The organism is Aquimarina acroporae, assembly GCF_023195925.1.
In the GTDB taxonomy this organism is placed as follows: Bacteria; Bacteroidota; Bacteroidia; order Flavobacteriales; family Flavobacteriaceae; genus Aquimarina; species Aquimarina acroporae.
The window spans coordinates 66,455-84,780 of the sequence record NZ_JALPRE010000006.1 but is presented as its reverse complement, the minus strand read 5'-3'; the positions used below and the strand labels follow the sequence as shown (position 1 = coordinate 84,780).

13 protein-coding genes are annotated in these 18,326 nt (G+C 34.1%); 7 read left to right on the top strand and 6 right to left on the bottom strand.

The annotated features are described in order from the left end of the window. The first annotated feature begins 18 nt into the window (after positions 1-18). The 6 genes from M0D21_RS08760 to rlmB all read left to right on the top strand — a co-directional run bounded on the left by M0D21_RS08760 (position 19) and on the right by rlmB (position 10,962). Positions 19-912, top strand: coding sequence for a hypothetical protein (locus M0D21_RS08760; protein WP_248328519.1), 894 nt, complete (start codon positions 19-21; stop codon positions 910-912). Positions 913-1,091: 179 nt separating this feature from the next. After that, positions 1,092-4,457, top strand: coding sequence for a VCBS repeat-containing protein (locus M0D21_RS08755; protein WP_248328517.1), 3,366 nt, complete (start codon positions 1,092-1,094; stop codon positions 4,455-4,457). Positions 4,458-4,533: 76 nt separating this feature from the next. Further along, positions 4,534-5,256: a hypothetical protein gene (locus M0D21_RS08750; protein ID WP_248328515.1), complete on the top strand. Its 723-nt coding sequence runs from the start codon at positions 4,534-4,536 to the stop codon at positions 5,254-5,256. A 547-nt stretch (positions 5,257-5,803) separates the two neighbouring features. After that, entirely contained in the window at positions 5,804-8,614 is a 2,811-nt protein-coding gene (locus M0D21_RS08745; protein ID WP_248328513.1) for a carboxypeptidase-like regulatory domain-containing protein, read from the top strand. Positions 8,615-8,636: 22 nt separating this feature from the next. Continuing rightward, positions 8,637-10,073 carry a tetratricopeptide repeat protein gene (locus M0D21_RS08740; protein WP_248328511.1) on the top strand — a complete coding sequence of 479 codons (1,437 nt, stop codon included), beginning with the start codon at positions 8,637-8,639 and terminating at the stop codon, positions 10,071-10,073. A gap of 154 nt (positions 10,074-10,227) precedes the next feature. Continuing rightward, positions 10,228-10,962 (top strand): 23S rRNA (guanosine(2251)-2'-O)-methyltransferase RlmB, encoded by a 735-nt coding sequence (gene rlmB / locus M0D21_RS08735; RefSeq protein ID WP_248328509.1) that lies wholly within the window; start codon positions 10,228-10,230, stop codon positions 10,960-10,962. Between the two features lie 13 nt (positions 10,963-10,975). Here the strand turns inward: rlmB and M0D21_RS08730 are convergent, their stop codons facing one another. After that, complete coding sequence (locus tag M0D21_RS08730; protein WP_248328507.1) at positions 10,976-11,725, bottom strand: rhomboid family intramembrane serine protease; 750 nt, start codon at positions 11,723-11,725, stop codon at positions 10,976-10,978. Positions 11,726-11,844: 119 nt separating this feature from the next. On the opposite strand from M0D21_RS08730, the gene M0D21_RS08725 reads away from it, so the two are divergent. Then, complete coding sequence (locus tag M0D21_RS08725; protein WP_248328493.1) at positions 11,845-13,134, top strand: replication-associated recombination protein A; 1,290 nt, start codon at positions 11,845-11,847, stop codon at positions 13,132-13,134. Between the two features lie 7 nt (positions 13,135-13,141). Here the strand turns inward: M0D21_RS08725 and M0D21_RS08720 are convergent, their stop codons facing one another. From M0D21_RS08720 to M0D21_RS08700, 5 genes are all read right to left on the bottom strand, one after another. After that, positions 13,142-13,987 (bottom strand): hypothetical protein, encoded by an 846-nt coding sequence (locus M0D21_RS08720; RefSeq protein WP_248328491.1) that lies wholly within the window; start codon positions 13,985-13,987, stop codon positions 13,142-13,144. Between the two features lie 12 nt (positions 13,988-13,999). After that, positions 14,000-15,409, bottom strand: coding sequence for a DUF5723 family protein (locus tag M0D21_RS08715; protein WP_248328489.1), 1,410 nt, complete (start codon positions 15,407-15,409; stop codon positions 14,000-14,002). Continuing rightward, positions 15,406-15,984, bottom strand: a complete 579-nt coding sequence (locus tag M0D21_RS08710; protein ID WP_248328487.1) for a hypothetical protein — start codon at positions 15,982-15,984, stop codon at positions 15,406-15,408. The genes M0D21_RS08715 and M0D21_RS08710 overlap by 4 nt, the downstream gene beginning before the upstream one ends. A 331-nt stretch (positions 15,985-16,315) precedes the next feature. Next, entirely contained in the window at positions 16,316-17,002 is a 687-nt protein-coding gene (locus M0D21_RS08705; protein WP_248328485.1) for a YjjG family noncanonical pyrimidine nucleotidase, read from the bottom strand. Continuing rightward, the gene (locus M0D21_RS08700; RefSeq protein WP_248328483.1) at positions 16,995-18,299 is read right to left on the bottom strand and encodes a DUF7033 domain-containing protein; all 1,305 of its coding nucleotides are present in this window, start codon (positions 18,297-18,299) and stop codon (positions 16,995-16,997) included. The genes M0D21_RS08705 and M0D21_RS08700 overlap by 8 nt, the downstream gene beginning before the upstream one ends. Positions 18,300-18,326 lie beyond the last annotated feature (27 nt).

Sequence of the window (18,326 nt, the reverse complement as noted above, 5' to 3'; positions counted from 1 at the left end):
TAACTAAAAAAAATCGTGATGAAAAAATATATAAATAAAATCTTTGCACTTCTTTTTGCAGTTGTTTTAATGCAATCATGTAGTACAGATGATAAAACCGTTGATGGCGTTTTTGAAGGGGTTACAAATGGAGCTGTTTTAAGAACCATAAGTGCTACCAATACCTTTAACTTTTTTGACGTCAATGACACCAGATTTGTATTTGATGTTTCTCTTGAAGAACAAGATGCAGAACAAGGTGATTTAATTTCTGAAATTAGATTATATCAAAGTTTCGTTGACAACAACGAAGACGACGGGGTTGATAACAGTAAAGACGAAGTTCTTATTTTAACCGAAAACGGAAGCGGTTTAACAACTTCAGACTTCGGGCTTCCTCAATTAGATTTCTCTGCCACTCTTGCAGAAGCTTTAGCAAATAACGGTTTAGCCGATGGCGAGTATTTTGGTGGTGATGCATTTAATTTTCGTTTTGAACTAGAACTAACCGATGGTAGAGTTTTCACCAACGATAATCTTGGAGGAACAGTTTCTGGTGGTTCTTTTTTCTCTTCTCCTTTTATATACCAAGTTGGATTAAAATGTATCCCAATCACACCATTTGCAGGGGAATACACTTTTTCTTTGGTAGACAGTTTTGGCGATGGATGGGATGGAGCATTCTTAACTGTAACCATTGATGGTGGAACACCGCAAACGCTAACCATAGATGACGGAGAAGAAGCCGAATTTACTATTACAGTACCAGACACTACCAGTGAATTATTAATCACATACACTCCTGGTAGTTTTGAGAGCGAGCACACCTTTACAATAGATTACGACCCTCTTGATGGATCTGACCCCTTGGAAGCTGCTTCCGATGGACCTGGACCTGCATCTGGAGAAGTATTTTTAAATATTTGTTTATAGCCAATTTTATAACATTAAAAAAGGTTTCTTTAATTAGAAACCTTTTTTGTTTCTATCAAATCTCATCAATTAAAGGGCTATTTTTATAAAGAATCACCCTTAAAAATAATAAGCTTTTTTTTAGAACCCTAATACCTAAAACCTAGAATTTACTAATTCTAATGAACCATTTCGACGATATGAATAAGTCATATTTTATATTCTTATATATTATCCTTCTGGCTTTTTTTTCTTGTAATGAAAATTCGGAAACAAAAATCCAACAAAAAGTAGCCATTGAAAAAGAAACAGCAACATCATCTTTACCGTCTTATTTTGAGAAAGTCCCCTCCTCTTCTAGTAACATTACTTTTCGAAATACTATTCTTGACACTATTGCTACTAAATCAAACTTATTTGATTTTGATTTCTTTTACAACGGTGCTGGAGTAGGTATAGAAGACATCAATAACGACGGATTGAAAGACATATTTTTCTGTGGAAATCAAGTGCCAAATAGACTATATATCAATAAAGGAAATCTGGTTTTTGAAGACATTTCCTTAACTGCAAATATCAATACCAATAAAAACTGGTCTAATGGAGTAACTTTTGTTGATATCAATAATGATGGGTGGATGGATATCTATGTATCTCAAGGTGGTCCTAAAAATGAAGAATCTAGAAAAAACCTGCTATTCATCAACCAAAAAGATTTAACCTTTAAAGAAAAAGCCTCTGAATATGGATTGGATGATAAAGGGCTTAGCACGCAATCTGCTTTTTTTGATTTTGATAAAGATGGAGACTTAGATTGCGTAGTAATGAATGAAAATGAATTTTATGGTTTTGATCCTACAACCTTTTACGACACTTTCAAAGACGAATCAAAACTTAGAAAAAGCTCAAGTCATTTATACGTAAATAACGGAGGGAAATTTACAGACATTACAAAAAAAGCAGGGATTCTTAAACCAAGTTTTGGTTTAGGTTTATGTGTAAGCGATATTAACGATGATGGCTGGTTAGACATATACATTGCAAATGATTATTATGTGCCTGATGCTATGTACATCAACAATGGCAACAATACATTTACAGATCGAATTAAAGAGTATACCAAACATGTATCATTCTACGGAATGGGAGTAGATATTGCAGATATAAACAACGATAACCTAAAAGACATTTTTGTACTAGATATGGCCTCGAGTGATCATGTTAGATCTAAAACTTTGATGGCTTCGATGAACGTAAAGAAGTTTGATTTACTAATCAACAACCTTAATTTACACAACCAATACATGTTCAATTCCCTACAATTAAATACAGGGAATAATATCTTTCATAACATCTCCCAACACACAGGTCTTTCTAAAACAGACTGGAGCTGGGCAGGACTTATTTTTGATTTTGACAATGATCAAAATGATGATATTTATGTAACCAATGGATATAGAAAATATGCCTTGGACAATGACATTCGCTCATTGATTTATAAGGCAAAAAGATATTACAAGGGTAATGTCCCTCTAGATGTTAAACAAGAAATATATAATCGCCTACCTTCAGAGAGACTATCCAACATTCTATTTAAAAACAATGGAGACTTAAATTTTGACAATATCACCACCTCTACACAGTTAAACGAACCTTCGTTTTCCAATGGAGCTTCATATTCTGATTTAGATAACGATGGAGACCTAGAAATTGTAGTCAGTAATATTGATGGAGAATCTTTTTTATACAAAAACCTAAGTATAGAAAACGGTTATGGAAATTTTTTAAAGATCATTCCTAGAGGAATACATTCTGAAGATTTTGCTAAAGCTACTATTTACTATAACAACATAGCCAAAACCAAGGAATCTAAAAGAGTAAGAGGCTACCTCTCCTCTATTGATAAAACTATACATTTTGGCCTGGGAGAACACTCTACAGTAGATAGTATAAAAATTAGATGGTTATCAGGAAAACAAGAAACATTGTACAATGTACAAGCCAACAAAACCATTGAAGTACTCGAAAACAATGCAACATTACCGCAGTTATCTGGACCAAAGCCAATAATGCTATTTAACAAAGTAGACAATTTGGTTAACTTCAAACATAAAGAAAACTCCTTTAACGACTTTGAAACCGAGATACTACTACCTTATAAACAATCTACCCTAGGGCCTAATATTTCAAAAGGAGATGTAGATGGAGATAATAAGCCAGACATATATATAGGCGGCGCATCTGGACAACCCGGGCAATTGTTTATTCAAACGCCAGAAGGTTTACAAAAAAGAACAATCGAAGCTTTTATCAAAGATGCCCAATTTGAAGATATGGAAGCTCTGTTTTTTGATTTTGACTCTGACGGAGATAAAGATTTATACGTAGTTAGCGGTGGAAACGAATTTGAAGAAAATTCTAAATACCTTAAGGATCGCTTATATATAAATGATGGAGGCGGAAATTTCACAAAACATGCTCTGTCTGAAAACAACCCTAGCTTCTCAGGAAAAACGGTAACAAAAATAGATTTTGACAAAGATGGTGACTCAGATCTAATTGTTGGAAACCGAATTATATCACAAAAGTACCCCATGCCAGAGTATTCCGTAATTTATGAAAACATAAATGGAACTTTAAAAAACGTAACTAAACAAATAGCTCCCTCTCTTGAAGATTTTGGAATCGTTAATAAAGTTATTGCTACAGATTTTAATAATGACGGATGGCAGGATTTTATTGCTGTAGGCGAATGGACACATATAGGAATGTTTAAGAATGAAAACGGCACCTTTAAAGATGTTTCGAACTCTAGTAATTTAAATACAGAAAAAGGATGGTGGTTTTCTATAACCGAAACAGATATTAATAAAGACGGGAACAAAGATTATATTATTGGTAATATTGGTTTAAACTTTAAATTCAAAGCCAACAAACAAAAGCCGTTGAGAATCTATGCTGATGATTTTGATTCCAATGGAACACATGACGTAGTCCTAAGCTATAAATATAAAGGCAACTTTGTTCCGGCCAGAGGAAGAGAATGCTCCTCTCAGCAAATGCCATTTATAGCAAAAAAAATACCAACGTATCATGAATTTGCTAATTCAGATTTAGAAAAAATATATGGTGATAAGATTAACACAGCCTATCAACGTGAAGCTAACGAATTCAATTCTGTTATTCTTTTGAATAAAGGAAATGATCATTTCGAAAAAATAACACTCCCAAAAATGGCGCAAACGATGCCCATCTTAGACGGAGTATCTTTTGATTTCAATGAAGATGGATATCAAGATATTGTTGTAGTTGGCACTATATATAACACCGAAGTCGAAACCCCACGCTTAGATAATTCATTTGGACTTGTCTTATTATCTAACAAAAAAAATCAATACTCTGTATTGGGACCAGACAAAACCGGGTTATACTTGAAAGGAAATGCAAAATCTATTGAGATTCTATCTCAAAACAATAAAGAACTCTTGCTCATTGGAAATAACAATGATGCAATTGAAACCTTTAGTTTCAAGAAACAAGATAAACCAGAAAAAAGTAAATCTTAAACCGATGTACACCGTATTGCTCCAATTCTTAATATTCAATCAACCTTGATTATCACACAAATTAAAATATAGCAACATGAAAAAATTATCCACTCTCATCACAGTATTTTTATTGACTCTAGGTTCAAATGCTCAAAACTTAACTAGCTTTCAAAGAGGAGAAATGCAACTCGGTCAGCAAGTACGATTTAACAACTTTAAACAACAAGCTGTAATCATGAGTGGTAATTTCGCCTCTCTAAAAGCTACCCCAATATCTACAGATGGATCGGAATATCTGTTTGACACTTGGGATAACAAAACAATAATAACACTCAATAACAAAAAATACTCCTTTTCCAATATGAATTTCAATATTGAGAAAGAACAGTTTATGTCAAAAATTGAGGGTGATTCATTGTTTATTTTTGATTTTAAAAAATTAGATAAAGTTATTGTTAATGGGAAAGAATTCAAATCAATCTACAGTCCAGAAGACAATGCCGAAAAAGTATTTCAGGTGATATACGAAAATTCAGATTTTTCAATTTTAAAAAAATACAGTATAAAATTTATTGAAAGTTCTCCAGACCCTATGCTAAACAGGAGTCGAAACAAGTTAGTAAAACTAGAAAATTACTTTTTAATGAAAAACGGAGTTTTCACCCCATTCAAACTTAAGAAAAAGTCAGTGACCAACTTAATCCAAAAAGACATTGACCAATCTTCTTTAGATAATTACGTAAAGTCAAACAATCTTTCATACAAGAACGAACAAGATCTAAAAAAAATATTCGATTTCTCCTATCAAGCAAAATAAACAGGTAATAGCTTATAGGTATGTAAGGTTAGACTGTAGACTTAAGCTTACCCACTCATATTGCAATGAAAGCATTGGTTATTGGATACACATTTAAGATAACCAATACACTAAGTAAATATTAGTGGCAATATTTTAAGCTAAAACAACCTTACGAACCTACTATTTTAAAACAATAAAGATATTTTTCTGTTGCTGGGCTTTTATTTAATAAATCATAAAAGCTTCCTACGCACAAAGATTATTGCTATACCTTAATTAAAAAGACCTACTACCAACATATAACAATCTGAAATTCAGAAATAAAAAAGATTCAATATGTTGTAACCGTAATTTTGCCACTAAAAAAAACACAACAAATTAATACATCAAAACGGCTACCAAACACTTAAAAAAAATCTACAAAACCTATTACTAAAACGTTATAGTAGGGCGTAGCAACAGTATGTGCCGGCTTATACAATATTTCAAATTTTAATAGTAAAAAGTTGTTTTATAAAGATATTATTATCATTTTTGGAGCTGGCTAATTCAAATAAATTGTAAAATGAGAACAAAGTTTAGTGGAATTTTAACGCTACTTTTGGCGTTTGTTGTGCAAATAACTTTTGCACAAGAAAAAACAATATCAGGTACCGTGACCGATGATAAAGGGTTACCTCTTCCTGGAGTAAATATTGTTGTAAAAAACACAGCTAATGGTACACAATCCGATTTTGATGGTAATTATACCATTAGTGCTAGTAGAGGAGCTGTGCTTACTTTTAGTTATGTTGGTTTCCAACAGGTAGACAAAGTAGTTGGAGACAGTGATACTGTAGATGTGCAATTAGCACCTTCAGCATCAGAATTAGAGGAAGTAGTAATTACTGGACAGGGTTCTGGTATTGCTAAAAGAAAGTTATCTACTACTGTAGACTTTCTTACAGCAGATGAAGTTGATAAACTTCCTTCTAATCAAATCGATCAATTATTACAATCTACAACCCCTAGTGCGCAAATTAGATTAAGTTCTGGACAACCAGGTACTGCAGCGATCATTAGAACAAGGGGTGCGATTTCAGCTTCTACTTCTGCTACTCCGGTAGTAATCGTAGATGGTGTTCGTGTAGATAATCTTAACTCTAACCCACAGTTAGCTACCGGTACAGGGGGTGCAGATATCTCTGCTCTTGCTGATATTCCAGTAGAATCTATCGAAAAGATAGAATATATTAAAGGGGGTGCTGCAACTACTCTATATGGAGCAGATGCTGCAAATGGTGTAATCCAGATTATTACCAAAAAAGGTACTCAAGGTAAAGCTAGATTTACTTTTGAATCTAGAGTTGGTGTTATCAAGGCTACTGAAGATTTCTTAGCTTATGAAAGAACTGCTGAAGCTTTATTTAAGCCTGGTTATTCAATCGAATACAAATTAGGAGTAAATGGAGGTAATGAAAAAGTTACTTATAACTTCTCAGGAAGTTTATACTCTGATGACTCTTTCAATTTATTGAACGAGCAGGTAAGAAGAAACTTATCTTTTGGTTTAGGAGCTCAGGTAACTGACAAACTTAAATACCAAGGATCTTTCTCTTACGTAGGTTTTCAAGCAAATCTTGACTACAACGCAAATACAAGTTTCTCTAGATTCTCAGCTTTTGAAGGTGCAGGTCGTGGAAACTTAAATGAATTAACAGAAGCTGAATGGCAAGCTGAACTTGCTCGATCAAATGACATTGGTCAGTTTGTAGACATTACTAACACGGTTAATCGTTTTACAAACTCTAACAAGTTTATCTACGATATTAACGATAACATTCAAGCTAACGCTACTATTGGTATTGATTCTAGAGGGTTTGTACAAGAAGAAGTTGTATCAAACGCATTACAAATTGCATTAGGATCTATTGCTCCTGGTACAACAGATCAGGCTACTGTAAACAGACTTGTAAGAAATGCATTTACTGTAACTGGAGATTTGAACTTTACTCACAGAGGAAGTTTAGAGAACTTTGAATTTGTTACCGTACTTGGTGGACAGTTCTTTAGAAGTACAGATAGACAATATCAAGCAACTGGAGACGGTGGTGTTGATGGAACTACTGATTTAGGATTTTTCCCAACACAATCAGCTAATGATTTCATCTTGGAAAATGCCAACTACGGTATTTATTTCTTAGAAAACATTGGTATTTATGATGTAGCATTTATCGAATTAGGAGGTCGTTTAGACCAGAATACACAGGCTGGTAACAATACAGATGCATTATTCTTACCTAAAGTTGGTATTACTTATAACATCTCTGATCATGACTTCTACTATGACAGCGGAATAAGCAAAGTATTATCAAGCGTTAAATTAAGAGCTAACTATGGTGAGGCTACAAACTTCGCTCAGGCATTCTCTGCAGATAGAACTTTCGCTCTTAACCCATTCTTAGGTTCACCTTCTTTCACATTTAATAACCCTGGTAACCCAGATTTAATTTCTGAAACTGTGGTAACTACTGAATATGGTGTTGAATTAGGTTTCTTTGATAATCGTCTTAACTTTAGTGGTACACGTTATACTGCAACTACTGAAGATGCATTATTTACTCCTCCTGCATTACCATCATCTGGTCAGTTAGATCAAATCCAGAATATTGGTGAAATTAAGAATGAAGGATGGGAATTTGCTATGACAGCAGATATCATCAGATCTGAAAAGCATAACTTAAGCGTAAACTTCTCTTATAACATTAACGACAACGAGGTTGTTAGTACTGGAGGAGCTCCAGAATTTAACGTAGGTGGATTTACAGTAATCGGTTCTTGGGTTGAAGAGGGTCAGTCTCTTGGATACTTAAGAGGTACTAGTGCTACTGCTAACGGTGACGGAACTTACACTTTTACTCCAAATGATGCATTAGGTGACACATTTGCTCCTAACTTTGGATCTTTTGGATTAAACTATACTTGGGATAAATTAAATATCTTCATGACTGGTGACTACCAATTTGGAGGTCAAATCGTTGACTTAAGTTTCTTATTAAGACACTTAAGAGGTGCTGATAATACTGGAATTCCAGATGACTTAGTTGGAACAACAAGTCCATTTAACTATGTGAACTTCTTCGTATTTGATAACTACTTCGTGAAAATCAGAAATATTGGAGCTAATTATTCTTTCGGGGATAAACTAGGAATATTTGATGATGTTACTCTTGGATTTACGGTAACGAATCCATTTAACTGGACAGACGGAAACTTCGACCCTGAAACTACTGGTTCTGGAGTTGGTAACCAAAACGGTTTTGCAAGTGGTGGATTTGCTTATGGAACAGAATCTGCTCCAAGAATATATATGACTTCACTTAGATTCCAGTTTTAAGACAACATAAATAGTATTTAAAATGAAAAAAATATCATTATATATCATAGCAATTGGTCTTCTGATCGGTTGTACAGATAACTTAAAAGACGCAACAGATTTTACGTCGGTAGAAAATCCAAACTTATCTGAAGGTACTGTTGTAGGACAACCTAACTCTTCAAACATTTGGAGAGCAGGTATCGAAAGACAAATGGCTAATGCGTTAAACGAAATTCTTATCCTTGCAGAATTAGGATCAGATAACTACGTAAACACGCAAACATTTTATAGTCAGTTCTTAGATCAACTTGAGATCAGAAATGATGATCCTGATATGGAAGATACTTACTTCGATATTGCAAGATTGAGAGAAATGGCAAAATTTGGTTTAGAAACAGTTGGACCTGGAGATGTAGAATATAATGCTACTACAGAGGCAGATTACCACTTCTTTGAAGGAATGAGTTATTTGTTATCTGGAATGTATTTCTCTTTCGTTCCACAAGAAGAAGGAGGACCAACATTTTCTTCTTCAGAAAACTATAATACTGCTATTGCATCTTTTGATGTTGCATTGGGATTAAATCCTAAAGCTGAGTACCACTTAGCTAAAGCAAGAGCTTACTATTACTTAGGTAATCAAGCAGAAGCAGTAAGTTCTGCAAATGCAGCTATAGGTTTAGATTCTGATTTCACAAGATTCACTGAATTTGATGAGCAGAACTTGCCAGCAAACACTCTTGAAAGTGCACTATTCGAAAGAGCAACTTTTGACGATTTTCAGCCTCTTCCAACTTTAGATTTCTTAGATCCTAAGTACTCTTTTGTTGATGCTGAGAATGATGCTCCGGTACATTTCTTAAAAGCTGAAGAAGCTTACTTAATCCTAGCTGAGGCTAACCTAGCAAGCGGAAACGTAGCGGGTGCTCAGACTAACCTTGAAGATCTTTTAGCTGTTGTAGCTACAAGAGAAGTAAGAGAAATTGATGATTCTATTGAAGGAAGACCTGATGCTTCTGCGAATTCTGACAACTTCCCAGCAAGACCTAGTGTTGCTGCCGATATGGTTAACGGAAGAGCTGGATTAGTATTAGATCGTCAAGCTGGTGATGTAATGGTTCCTTCTGTTTCTGGAACTTCTTTAACTCAAGCTGAAATCGACGCAATGGTAAACGATGATGCTGCTCTTGAATTATTACACAGAACAAGACAAGAGATCTTTATCGCTGAAGGTATTCGTTTCGTTGATATGGGAGTTAAATTAGTAATTCACCAAAATGAATTCTTACAGAACCCTAACATCAATGAGGGAGACCCAGGAACTTCTGCGGTAATTCCATCATTTATCGATGCTGTAAAAGCTAACTTAGATGCAATCACTTACGATGCTGGAACTAATACTGCTACTACTGCAATTGATTTGAATGAAATTTTAGTAGCAAACAAATCTGCTGCTGAAGTATTGCCATTCCACTAATATTTGATATCATATATATCTATATATTGCATCCCTCTGAAAATTTTCAGAGGGATGTTTTTTTATACCTATATTTGTGCCCCAAAAGTTATTACCAATAACATATCATTCAATAACAATTATCACCTTGCGATAGAACTATAGAAAACTTATAATGAAAAACGAATCTCTAATTTTTGGTATCAGAGCAGTAATTGAAGCTATATCTTCAGAAAAAAGCATTGATAAGTTATTTGTTCAAAAAGGACTTCAAGGTGATCTCTCTCGCGAACTTATGTTTTTAGTAAGAAACAGAGGCATATCATTTTCTTATGTTCCGGTAGAGAAGTTAAATAAGCTTACCAGAAAAAATCATCAAGGAGTTGTAGCTTATATCTCCCCTATTGAATTTCACGATTTAGAAAATCTGGTAATTCAGATTACTGAATCTGGAGAAACTCCTCTGTTTCTCATTCTAGATCAATTATCAGATGTTAGAAACTTTGGCGCCATTATTAGAACCGCAGAGTGCACTGGTGTTCATGGTATCATTATTCAAAAAAAAGGAGGAGCCCCTGTTAATGCCGACACTATTAAAACCTCAGCTGGGGCGGTTTTCAAAATCCCTATTTGTAAAGTTGACCACATAAAAGATGCGATGTTCTATTTACAAGGATCAGGCATTCAAGTCATTGCAGCCACAGAAAAGGCCTCAGACACCATATACAACAAAGATCTTACAATACCTACTGCAATTATTATGGGAAGTGAGGGAAAAGGGATTTCTAACTCTGTACTAAAACTTGCAGATCATCAGGCAAAATTACCTATGCACGGAGATATTGGTTCTTTAAACGTATCTGTCGCTTGTGGAGTCTTTTTATATGAAGCAATAAGACAAAGACTATAGAAGTTGTTACCAATTACTCTTCTTTAGAATCCTCAGGAAGCGTATTATCTTCTTTGTATTCGTAAATTACTTTAATATCATTTTCCAATTCCTCTGGTAACTTCTCTATAAAATTACCATTCTCATCAAAATGTTTCAAAAACTCATCTTCCTCAGGATCATATTCTGGAGATTGCCAGGAATATACTTTAGGAGCGATTACTCCTTTCCTAATCACAAAAGCAAGTATCGTACCGCTCAATAGGCCTGATAAATGTCCCTCCCACGAAATCTTAGGGTCTACGGGTAAAATATACCAAACCATACTCCCGTAAACAAAAACTACTACAAATGATAACGCTATAAGCCTAAAGTGTTTTGCGACTATTCCTTTAAAAAAAAGAAAGCCAAACAGTAAATATATTACACCACTTGCTCCTATATGATTTGCAGGCCTTCCAAACAACCAAGTTAAAAAACCAGTTAACAAAACACCGAAAATTAAAATTCTCCATGCATTTTTCTGATAGAAATAAAACAATGCCATAGACAATACTAAAAGAGGTATTGTATTATGCCATAAATGCGTCATATCGGAATGAATAAAAGGAGAGAAAACAATTCCTCTCAATCCGGTAAAAGTTCTCGGAAATACGCCAAAATGGTTAAAATCAAATCCAAACCGAATCTCAAACCAAAAAACAATCCAAATGGCCAGTACAAATACAATTGGATATCCTACTACTCCTGTATTAAACTTAAAAATATCTTTATCATCTATCATTATCAACAAGGTATCAAAAAAAATTCCAAATTAAGATATCGGTTAAAATGTCAGCTAACTATATGTTATAAACCTATTTTTATCATCTACATTCTTATATCCTTTGTAACTTTGTATCTATGAGTACAGACACAAATCAACCTTTGGCCGAAAGGATTCGCCCGCAATCCTTATCTTCATATTTAAGTCAGGAACATCTAGTTGGGGACAAAGGATCTCTTACAACTCAAATAAAAAAAGGAATTATCCCCTCTTTAATCTTATGGGGGCCTCCAGGTGTAGGTAAAACCACCCTTGCCAACATTATCGCCCAAGAGTCTCAAAGGCCTTTTTATACCCTTAGTGCTATTAATAGTGGTGTAAAAGATGTAAGGGAGGTTATTGAAAAAGCAAAGCAAAGTGGTGGATTATTTACCTCTAAAAATCCAATCTTGTTTATAGATGAAATTCACAGATTTAGCAAGTCTCAACAAGATTCTTTACTAGGTGCGGTTGAAAAAGGATGGGTAACGTTAATTGGAGCTACCACAGAAAACCCCAGTTTTGAAGTCATTCCTGCACTTTTGTCTAGATGCCAGGTTTATGTTTTAAATGCTTTCGGAAAAGATGAATTAGAAGCACTTTTGCATCGGGCTATGCAAGAAGACGAATTCATGAGTTCAAAGAGTATTTCCCTCGAAGAAACTGATGCACTTCTAAGACTTAGCGGAGGGGATGCCCGTAAATTACTTAACATTTTTGAACTTGTAGTTTCTAGTCAGGAAGATTCATCAATTACCATTACCAATGATCTTGTTTTAAAACTAGTACAACAGAATACAGTACGATACGACAAGACAGGTGAACAGCATTATGACATTATTTCTGCATTCATAAAGTCGGTAAGAGGAAGTGACCCTAATGCAGCAGTATATTGGTTAGCTAGAATGATTGAAGGAGGAGAAGATCTTAAATTTATAGCACGCAGAATGATTATACTAGCTTCTGAAGATATCGGAAATGCAAATCCAACGGCTTTAATTATGGCTAATAATACATTTCAAGCTGTTACTACTATTGGTTATCCCGAAGCAAGGATTATACTTAGTCAATGCGCAGTGTATCTTGCCACTTCAGCAAAGAGTAATGCATCTTATATGGCTATAAATACCGCACAGCAACTTGTTAAACAAACAGGAGATTTATCTGTACCCTTGCCTATTCGTAATGCCCCAACTAAGCTAATGAAAGATTTAGGATATGGTGAAGATTATAAATATGCTCATAATCATAAAGATAATTTTGTACTGCAAGAGTTCTTACCTGAAGAAATTGCGAACACCAAATTATATGACCCCGGAGATAATCAAAGAGAGAATGCCTTTAGAAACTTCCTAAAGTCTAGATGGGGTAAAAAATATGATTACTAAAACACCTTTATTGACGCGCTAGAACATCTTTTATTATCAATTCGGTTGCAGGATTAATCCTTTCTAGAATAAAATTTCCGTAGCTATCAAAATACCCAAAACCACTCAAATCTGCAGCCTTCACAAGGTAGCTATTATCTTTACCGAGTTTATAAATCTTCCCTACTAGCTTTTTACCATCTGATTGTTTTTTTGATAACTCAAATCCATATGCTGTATTATCAAAAACATAAGCTATATTATTCAAAGAATACGAAACATCCTTACCTGTCATCACAGTCTTGGAAGGTTTCTTTTCCTCATTTTCAGTACTTTCTTTAACAGGTTTCGATCCATTAGCTAAAGCCTCTTTTTTCACCTCTGGCTTTACAGCTTTATCCTGTTTTGGCACTTTAGCTAGAGAAACAGAATTCGCTTCACCTTCGACATATTGATGATTAAGTTTCTCAACACTCTTAAACGCATTTCGTAACGCTTCATGATATGCAGTTTTAAAATCTTTCTCCTTGCTCTGTCCTTCATCAGAAGTAAACAACACTGCTCCATTACAATCTGTCAAGGAAACCGTAAGTTTGGTCAAAAACAAGCTTGAACTCTTCTTAACATCTGCTCGTAATCCTTTACAACCATTTTCAGCTAAATCACTAGGAACATTCTCTCCTTGCAGGAAAGCTACAAACCCATATTTATTAAACAAAAATTTGGTTAAAGAATTTAATTGATATGCATCTTCTTTTTTCAAAAACTCGTACCCTTTAGGCACAACAACATATTTGTAGTTATTTGTGTTTGTCTGAGCAGAACTCATAAATACACACAATAAAAAGCCCCCTAAAATTAAAATTCGTTTCATTATACTACTTGGTTACATTATTACATTAAAGCCAAATTGTACCGCAGCTCCCCTAGCCTTGGCAAGATTGGTGTAATCTAATAAATTATTGGCAGAAATATAAAAATTTATTTTATCTATATGTGTAGAGACCAGAAATCCAAAGTTATAAAAGGAATAATCATCTACGGTGTACGTAATTTTAGTTCTTAAAAACTCAAACCATCTCTTGTAGTAAAACAAGGAAGCCCCATATATAGGTCTTTTAGGCCTAAATTGAGTAAACAACTGCACTCCTACTGCATCTAAATACGGAGCATCTTCCCCTTCGATACAGTAATAACAAGTTCCATCTTCATATTGATTGAAAGAGTATTTAAGAGATCCGTTTAACTTAAGAGGCCTCATAGTTACATAACTTGTACTTAAGGTATCTAGCGGAATCGCTTCTTCTAATTCATCTACAAAATCTTGCGAAGGCTGTCCTGTAAACTGAATTGGAGTCTCAAAACCATCAAAAACATAATTTCCTCTGGCTCTATAGGTTTCTACATCTTTAGTATAAAACACTACACCCAAATCATTGGCACTACCTGTCACACTAAGTTGGTCATTAATCCTATGGGTAAATCCAACATCAACCCCTATCCCTAAATTACCGCCAAATAAGGCTCTCCCAATAATTTTATTAATGGCTTTTTTCACCTCAGCCGAACTGGTTTCTTCATCTATATCTCTAAGAGATGCATATCCCGAAGTTCTCAATGTTACATCTGCATTATTAATGATATGTTGGTATATATTGTTACCCTGAGGAGTTTCTACTGTTGTAAAAGTACCACTATTACGAGCACTTCTAGCATGAAGCATACTGGAATATAATTTTGCTCTGGCACCAAAGGTAAGTTTATCATTAACCCTTTTATTGTATCCAAAGTGATACACCATTAATAATTCTGCTGAGGCATTTACCTGAGAAAAACGAAAAGGTTGGTTAATGAAATCTTGATTTCCTTGATATGCCAATACAGCAAAATCTTTGGGAAAATACCCGATAACATCAAGCTCCTGATATACCCCGCCAGAGAAATACACATCTCTATTACTTTTACTCTCCCATCCAAAATTCACAATTTCGAGCTGTTGCGTAAAACTTAAATGATCATTACTGGAAAGTTTGTTAAGTGTAGTTTCAATTTTTTCATTGATATCCCTACCGTCATCTGCAAAAACATCGTACAGTGATGCTCCTCGTAACCCTGCATTTACATGAAATTGTGACAGAAATGGAACTCCGAAATGACGTTTAAACCTAACCTCTGTTCCTGGGTTAAGCATTAATGACTGGGGTAAGTCCCCAAAGTCATAAAGTGTTTCTTTATTTTGCGCGAAGATACATGAGCCCCATAACACTAGTAAACATAAAACTATTCTGAATCTCATAAATCGTAATTAATAAAGTATGTTCCTTTTGATCTTAATTCTAACACCCCTTCTAATGCACTATTTACATTAAGTACTCTAATAGAAGAAGCCAGTTGCGTAGCTGCGCCTAAAGTATTAATGGTTGCATTATCTAGCACTATTATTTCAGTAGTAACTACAGGCTCGGTTCCCGGCCCATTGCCCGCACTCGCTGTCATACCAAATGTAGGTCCAATAGGCTGATTGGCATCATTTAAAAAACTAAATACAAAATCGAAGTTTCTGGGAATTGTATTTCTAAACTCGAAGGTTAGTTCTACTTGCTCTAAATTATCAACAATCAAATCTGACCCTAAAAGATCATAGTTTAATACATCATCTACAACTACTTCAGGAATAACGATAGAAGGATCCAGATCAGGATCAACAAACTCTGCTGTATCAAACCTAGAAAAGATAAAGTCGATTTCGAATATTGGAGTCAACACTACATCTTCTACCTGGTCAAAATCAACATCTTTAACACAAGAAAAAGGAAGTATTAAAATACACGCACTCCATAGCAAAAGAGATACTTTTTTTATTTTCTTCATTACTAAAAAAACTATTTTTTTTACAAAAGAACATTATAACATTTTTGAAGTAATGAACTTTTGCTAACATTCACATTTAAGATTTGAGTCGATTTAAGTTATTTTACAAAACAACCTTATCTATATTATATAACGTGTAGTTTGTAAAATACCCTAATTTTAAATTTAATTTTTAGTAAGCCGAATTCTTGATTAGTTATGTATTTGTGCAATAAAAGAGAGATTTATAAAACATCTTTAACTCTCTTATGGGTTTGCGATATTATGCTTTTTTCATAACATTCGAAAGCCCTAACGTTGTTTTGTACTACCAAAATACAAATATTTATCACTACAGATACATTTTGATCTCCCTTAATTGAGAAACTTGTATATCTTCTACTGGTAATTTTTCTCTATGATAGTTAAAACATATCGTTTTAAAACCTAAATTCTGTGCTCCTAAAATATCTGCCTCATAGTTATCTCCAATCATAACACTATTATCAACATTTGCGCCAGAACTCTTCAAAGCTTGTTTAAAAATATGAGGATTTGGTTTTTTAACACCTGCTTCTTCACTATTGGTCACCGTAAGAAAGTAATTTTTAATTCCCGAATTTTCCAATTTGTTCTCCTGCACTTCTCTAAATCCGTTGGTAATGATATGCATATTATATTTTGGTTCGAGATAATCTAAAAGATCTTTGGCTCCATCAATAAGGTAATTATTAAGTGGCAAAAAGGATATATAATCTTCAGACATTTCATCAATAACCTGAATAGGATATTCGATTTCAAAAAGACCAAAGGCTTCTATTAAACGTCCTCTCCTTAATTCTAACTTGGTCACTCTCTCTTCTCTATAGAGTTTCCAATACTTCATATTCACCGGCTTGTAAGATTCTAAAAACTGATTGACACCAATTGCTACTTTAAACTTTTCAAAAACCATCTGAAAAGCAAAAAAGGAGTTTTTATCAAAGTCCCATAGCGTATGATCAAGATCAAAAAATATATGTTTAATTTCTTTATTCATCTTTTGTATTCCAAATAAATTTAAAAATAGATTTCCAAAATATCTGGTCGTATATCTCACTAAACAAAATATTACTAAAAACCGGAATAAAAACCCCATCTACAGCTTGAATTCGTTCTAGGTAAGTTATAATTTCGTTTTGGGCCATTCCCTCATTCAATAAATCTTTTCGTTGCCCGAGGTTCGCAAAACAAAATGAATGCACTTTTAGAGGTGTTTGTACTTCATAATCTAAGTCATAAAACATGAATGGTGTACAGGTGCCAGCCCTAAATCCCGAAAACTGAGAATATCCCATAGAGTAATCTTCTTCAACCTCTAGTTCTATAAAACTGCGATAGGCCTCTGGGAGTTTAAGCTTAAAGAAGGAACAAAGCGCATATTTCAATTTTCTATTGAGAATACTCTCGATTCTATGTTTTTCTTTTTTTAAAACAGACAAATCACTCACGGCTTCATAGGAAACTTTAAGTCCAGCTATCAAATAGTCTGCGATATGTTTGATCATTGTAATGTGTTCAGGCTTATTATACCCTATATTCTTTTCAAAATTCGAATAGTCTCCTAAACCAAAAAGTGTTATCGCTTTTCTTTTTTTATTTTTTTGCATATCTATTATAAAATCAAAAATATCAAATGGGTCCTTTTTAAAACCCAGGTTTACCTTGACTCTATCGGTCACCTCGTCTAATTTAAGTCGCCATAAATCTCTTAATCCTCCTCCAATCGATCTAAGTATTCCTTTATTTTTATAAGCAAACGTTTCAGCTACAGATATTACCGGAAGCACACTAAACTTTCTATTTCCAAATTCTAAATCTGGATATTTTTCCTTGAGAATCTTTTTGAATTTATAGGTCCATATATCAACTACAGGGTATTGTAAAAAGTTGTTTAAATACCCTATACTTTCGGTAGCAGGAAACCGTCCAAGCTCGTCCTTTACATGAGGCATATATTCTTCATATCTGGTGAGCAAGTAAAAAGTTGCTGCAAATATATCATAGGGCAAGGCTGATGTTTCGTTTTTTACTTCGAAAAAGCACTTGGTATCTTCCCAATCGGACACATTAATCTCTATATCATTTAATCCATGTTCAAAAAGTAAATCTACACTTTGAAAATACAATTCTTTACCTAACGGCTGTTTCCCGTAAGAAAACTTTGGGCCATCATGGGCAATAAACGCCTCTATCTTTGAGGTAATCTCAACATCTAAACCTAAAATTCTTTTGCAAATATGTTTAAAAGTATAAGAAACCCTAGAAGTTACTTTTTGTGTATGTATTAATAACATATGCCCGTTACAAAATTGTTTTTTAAA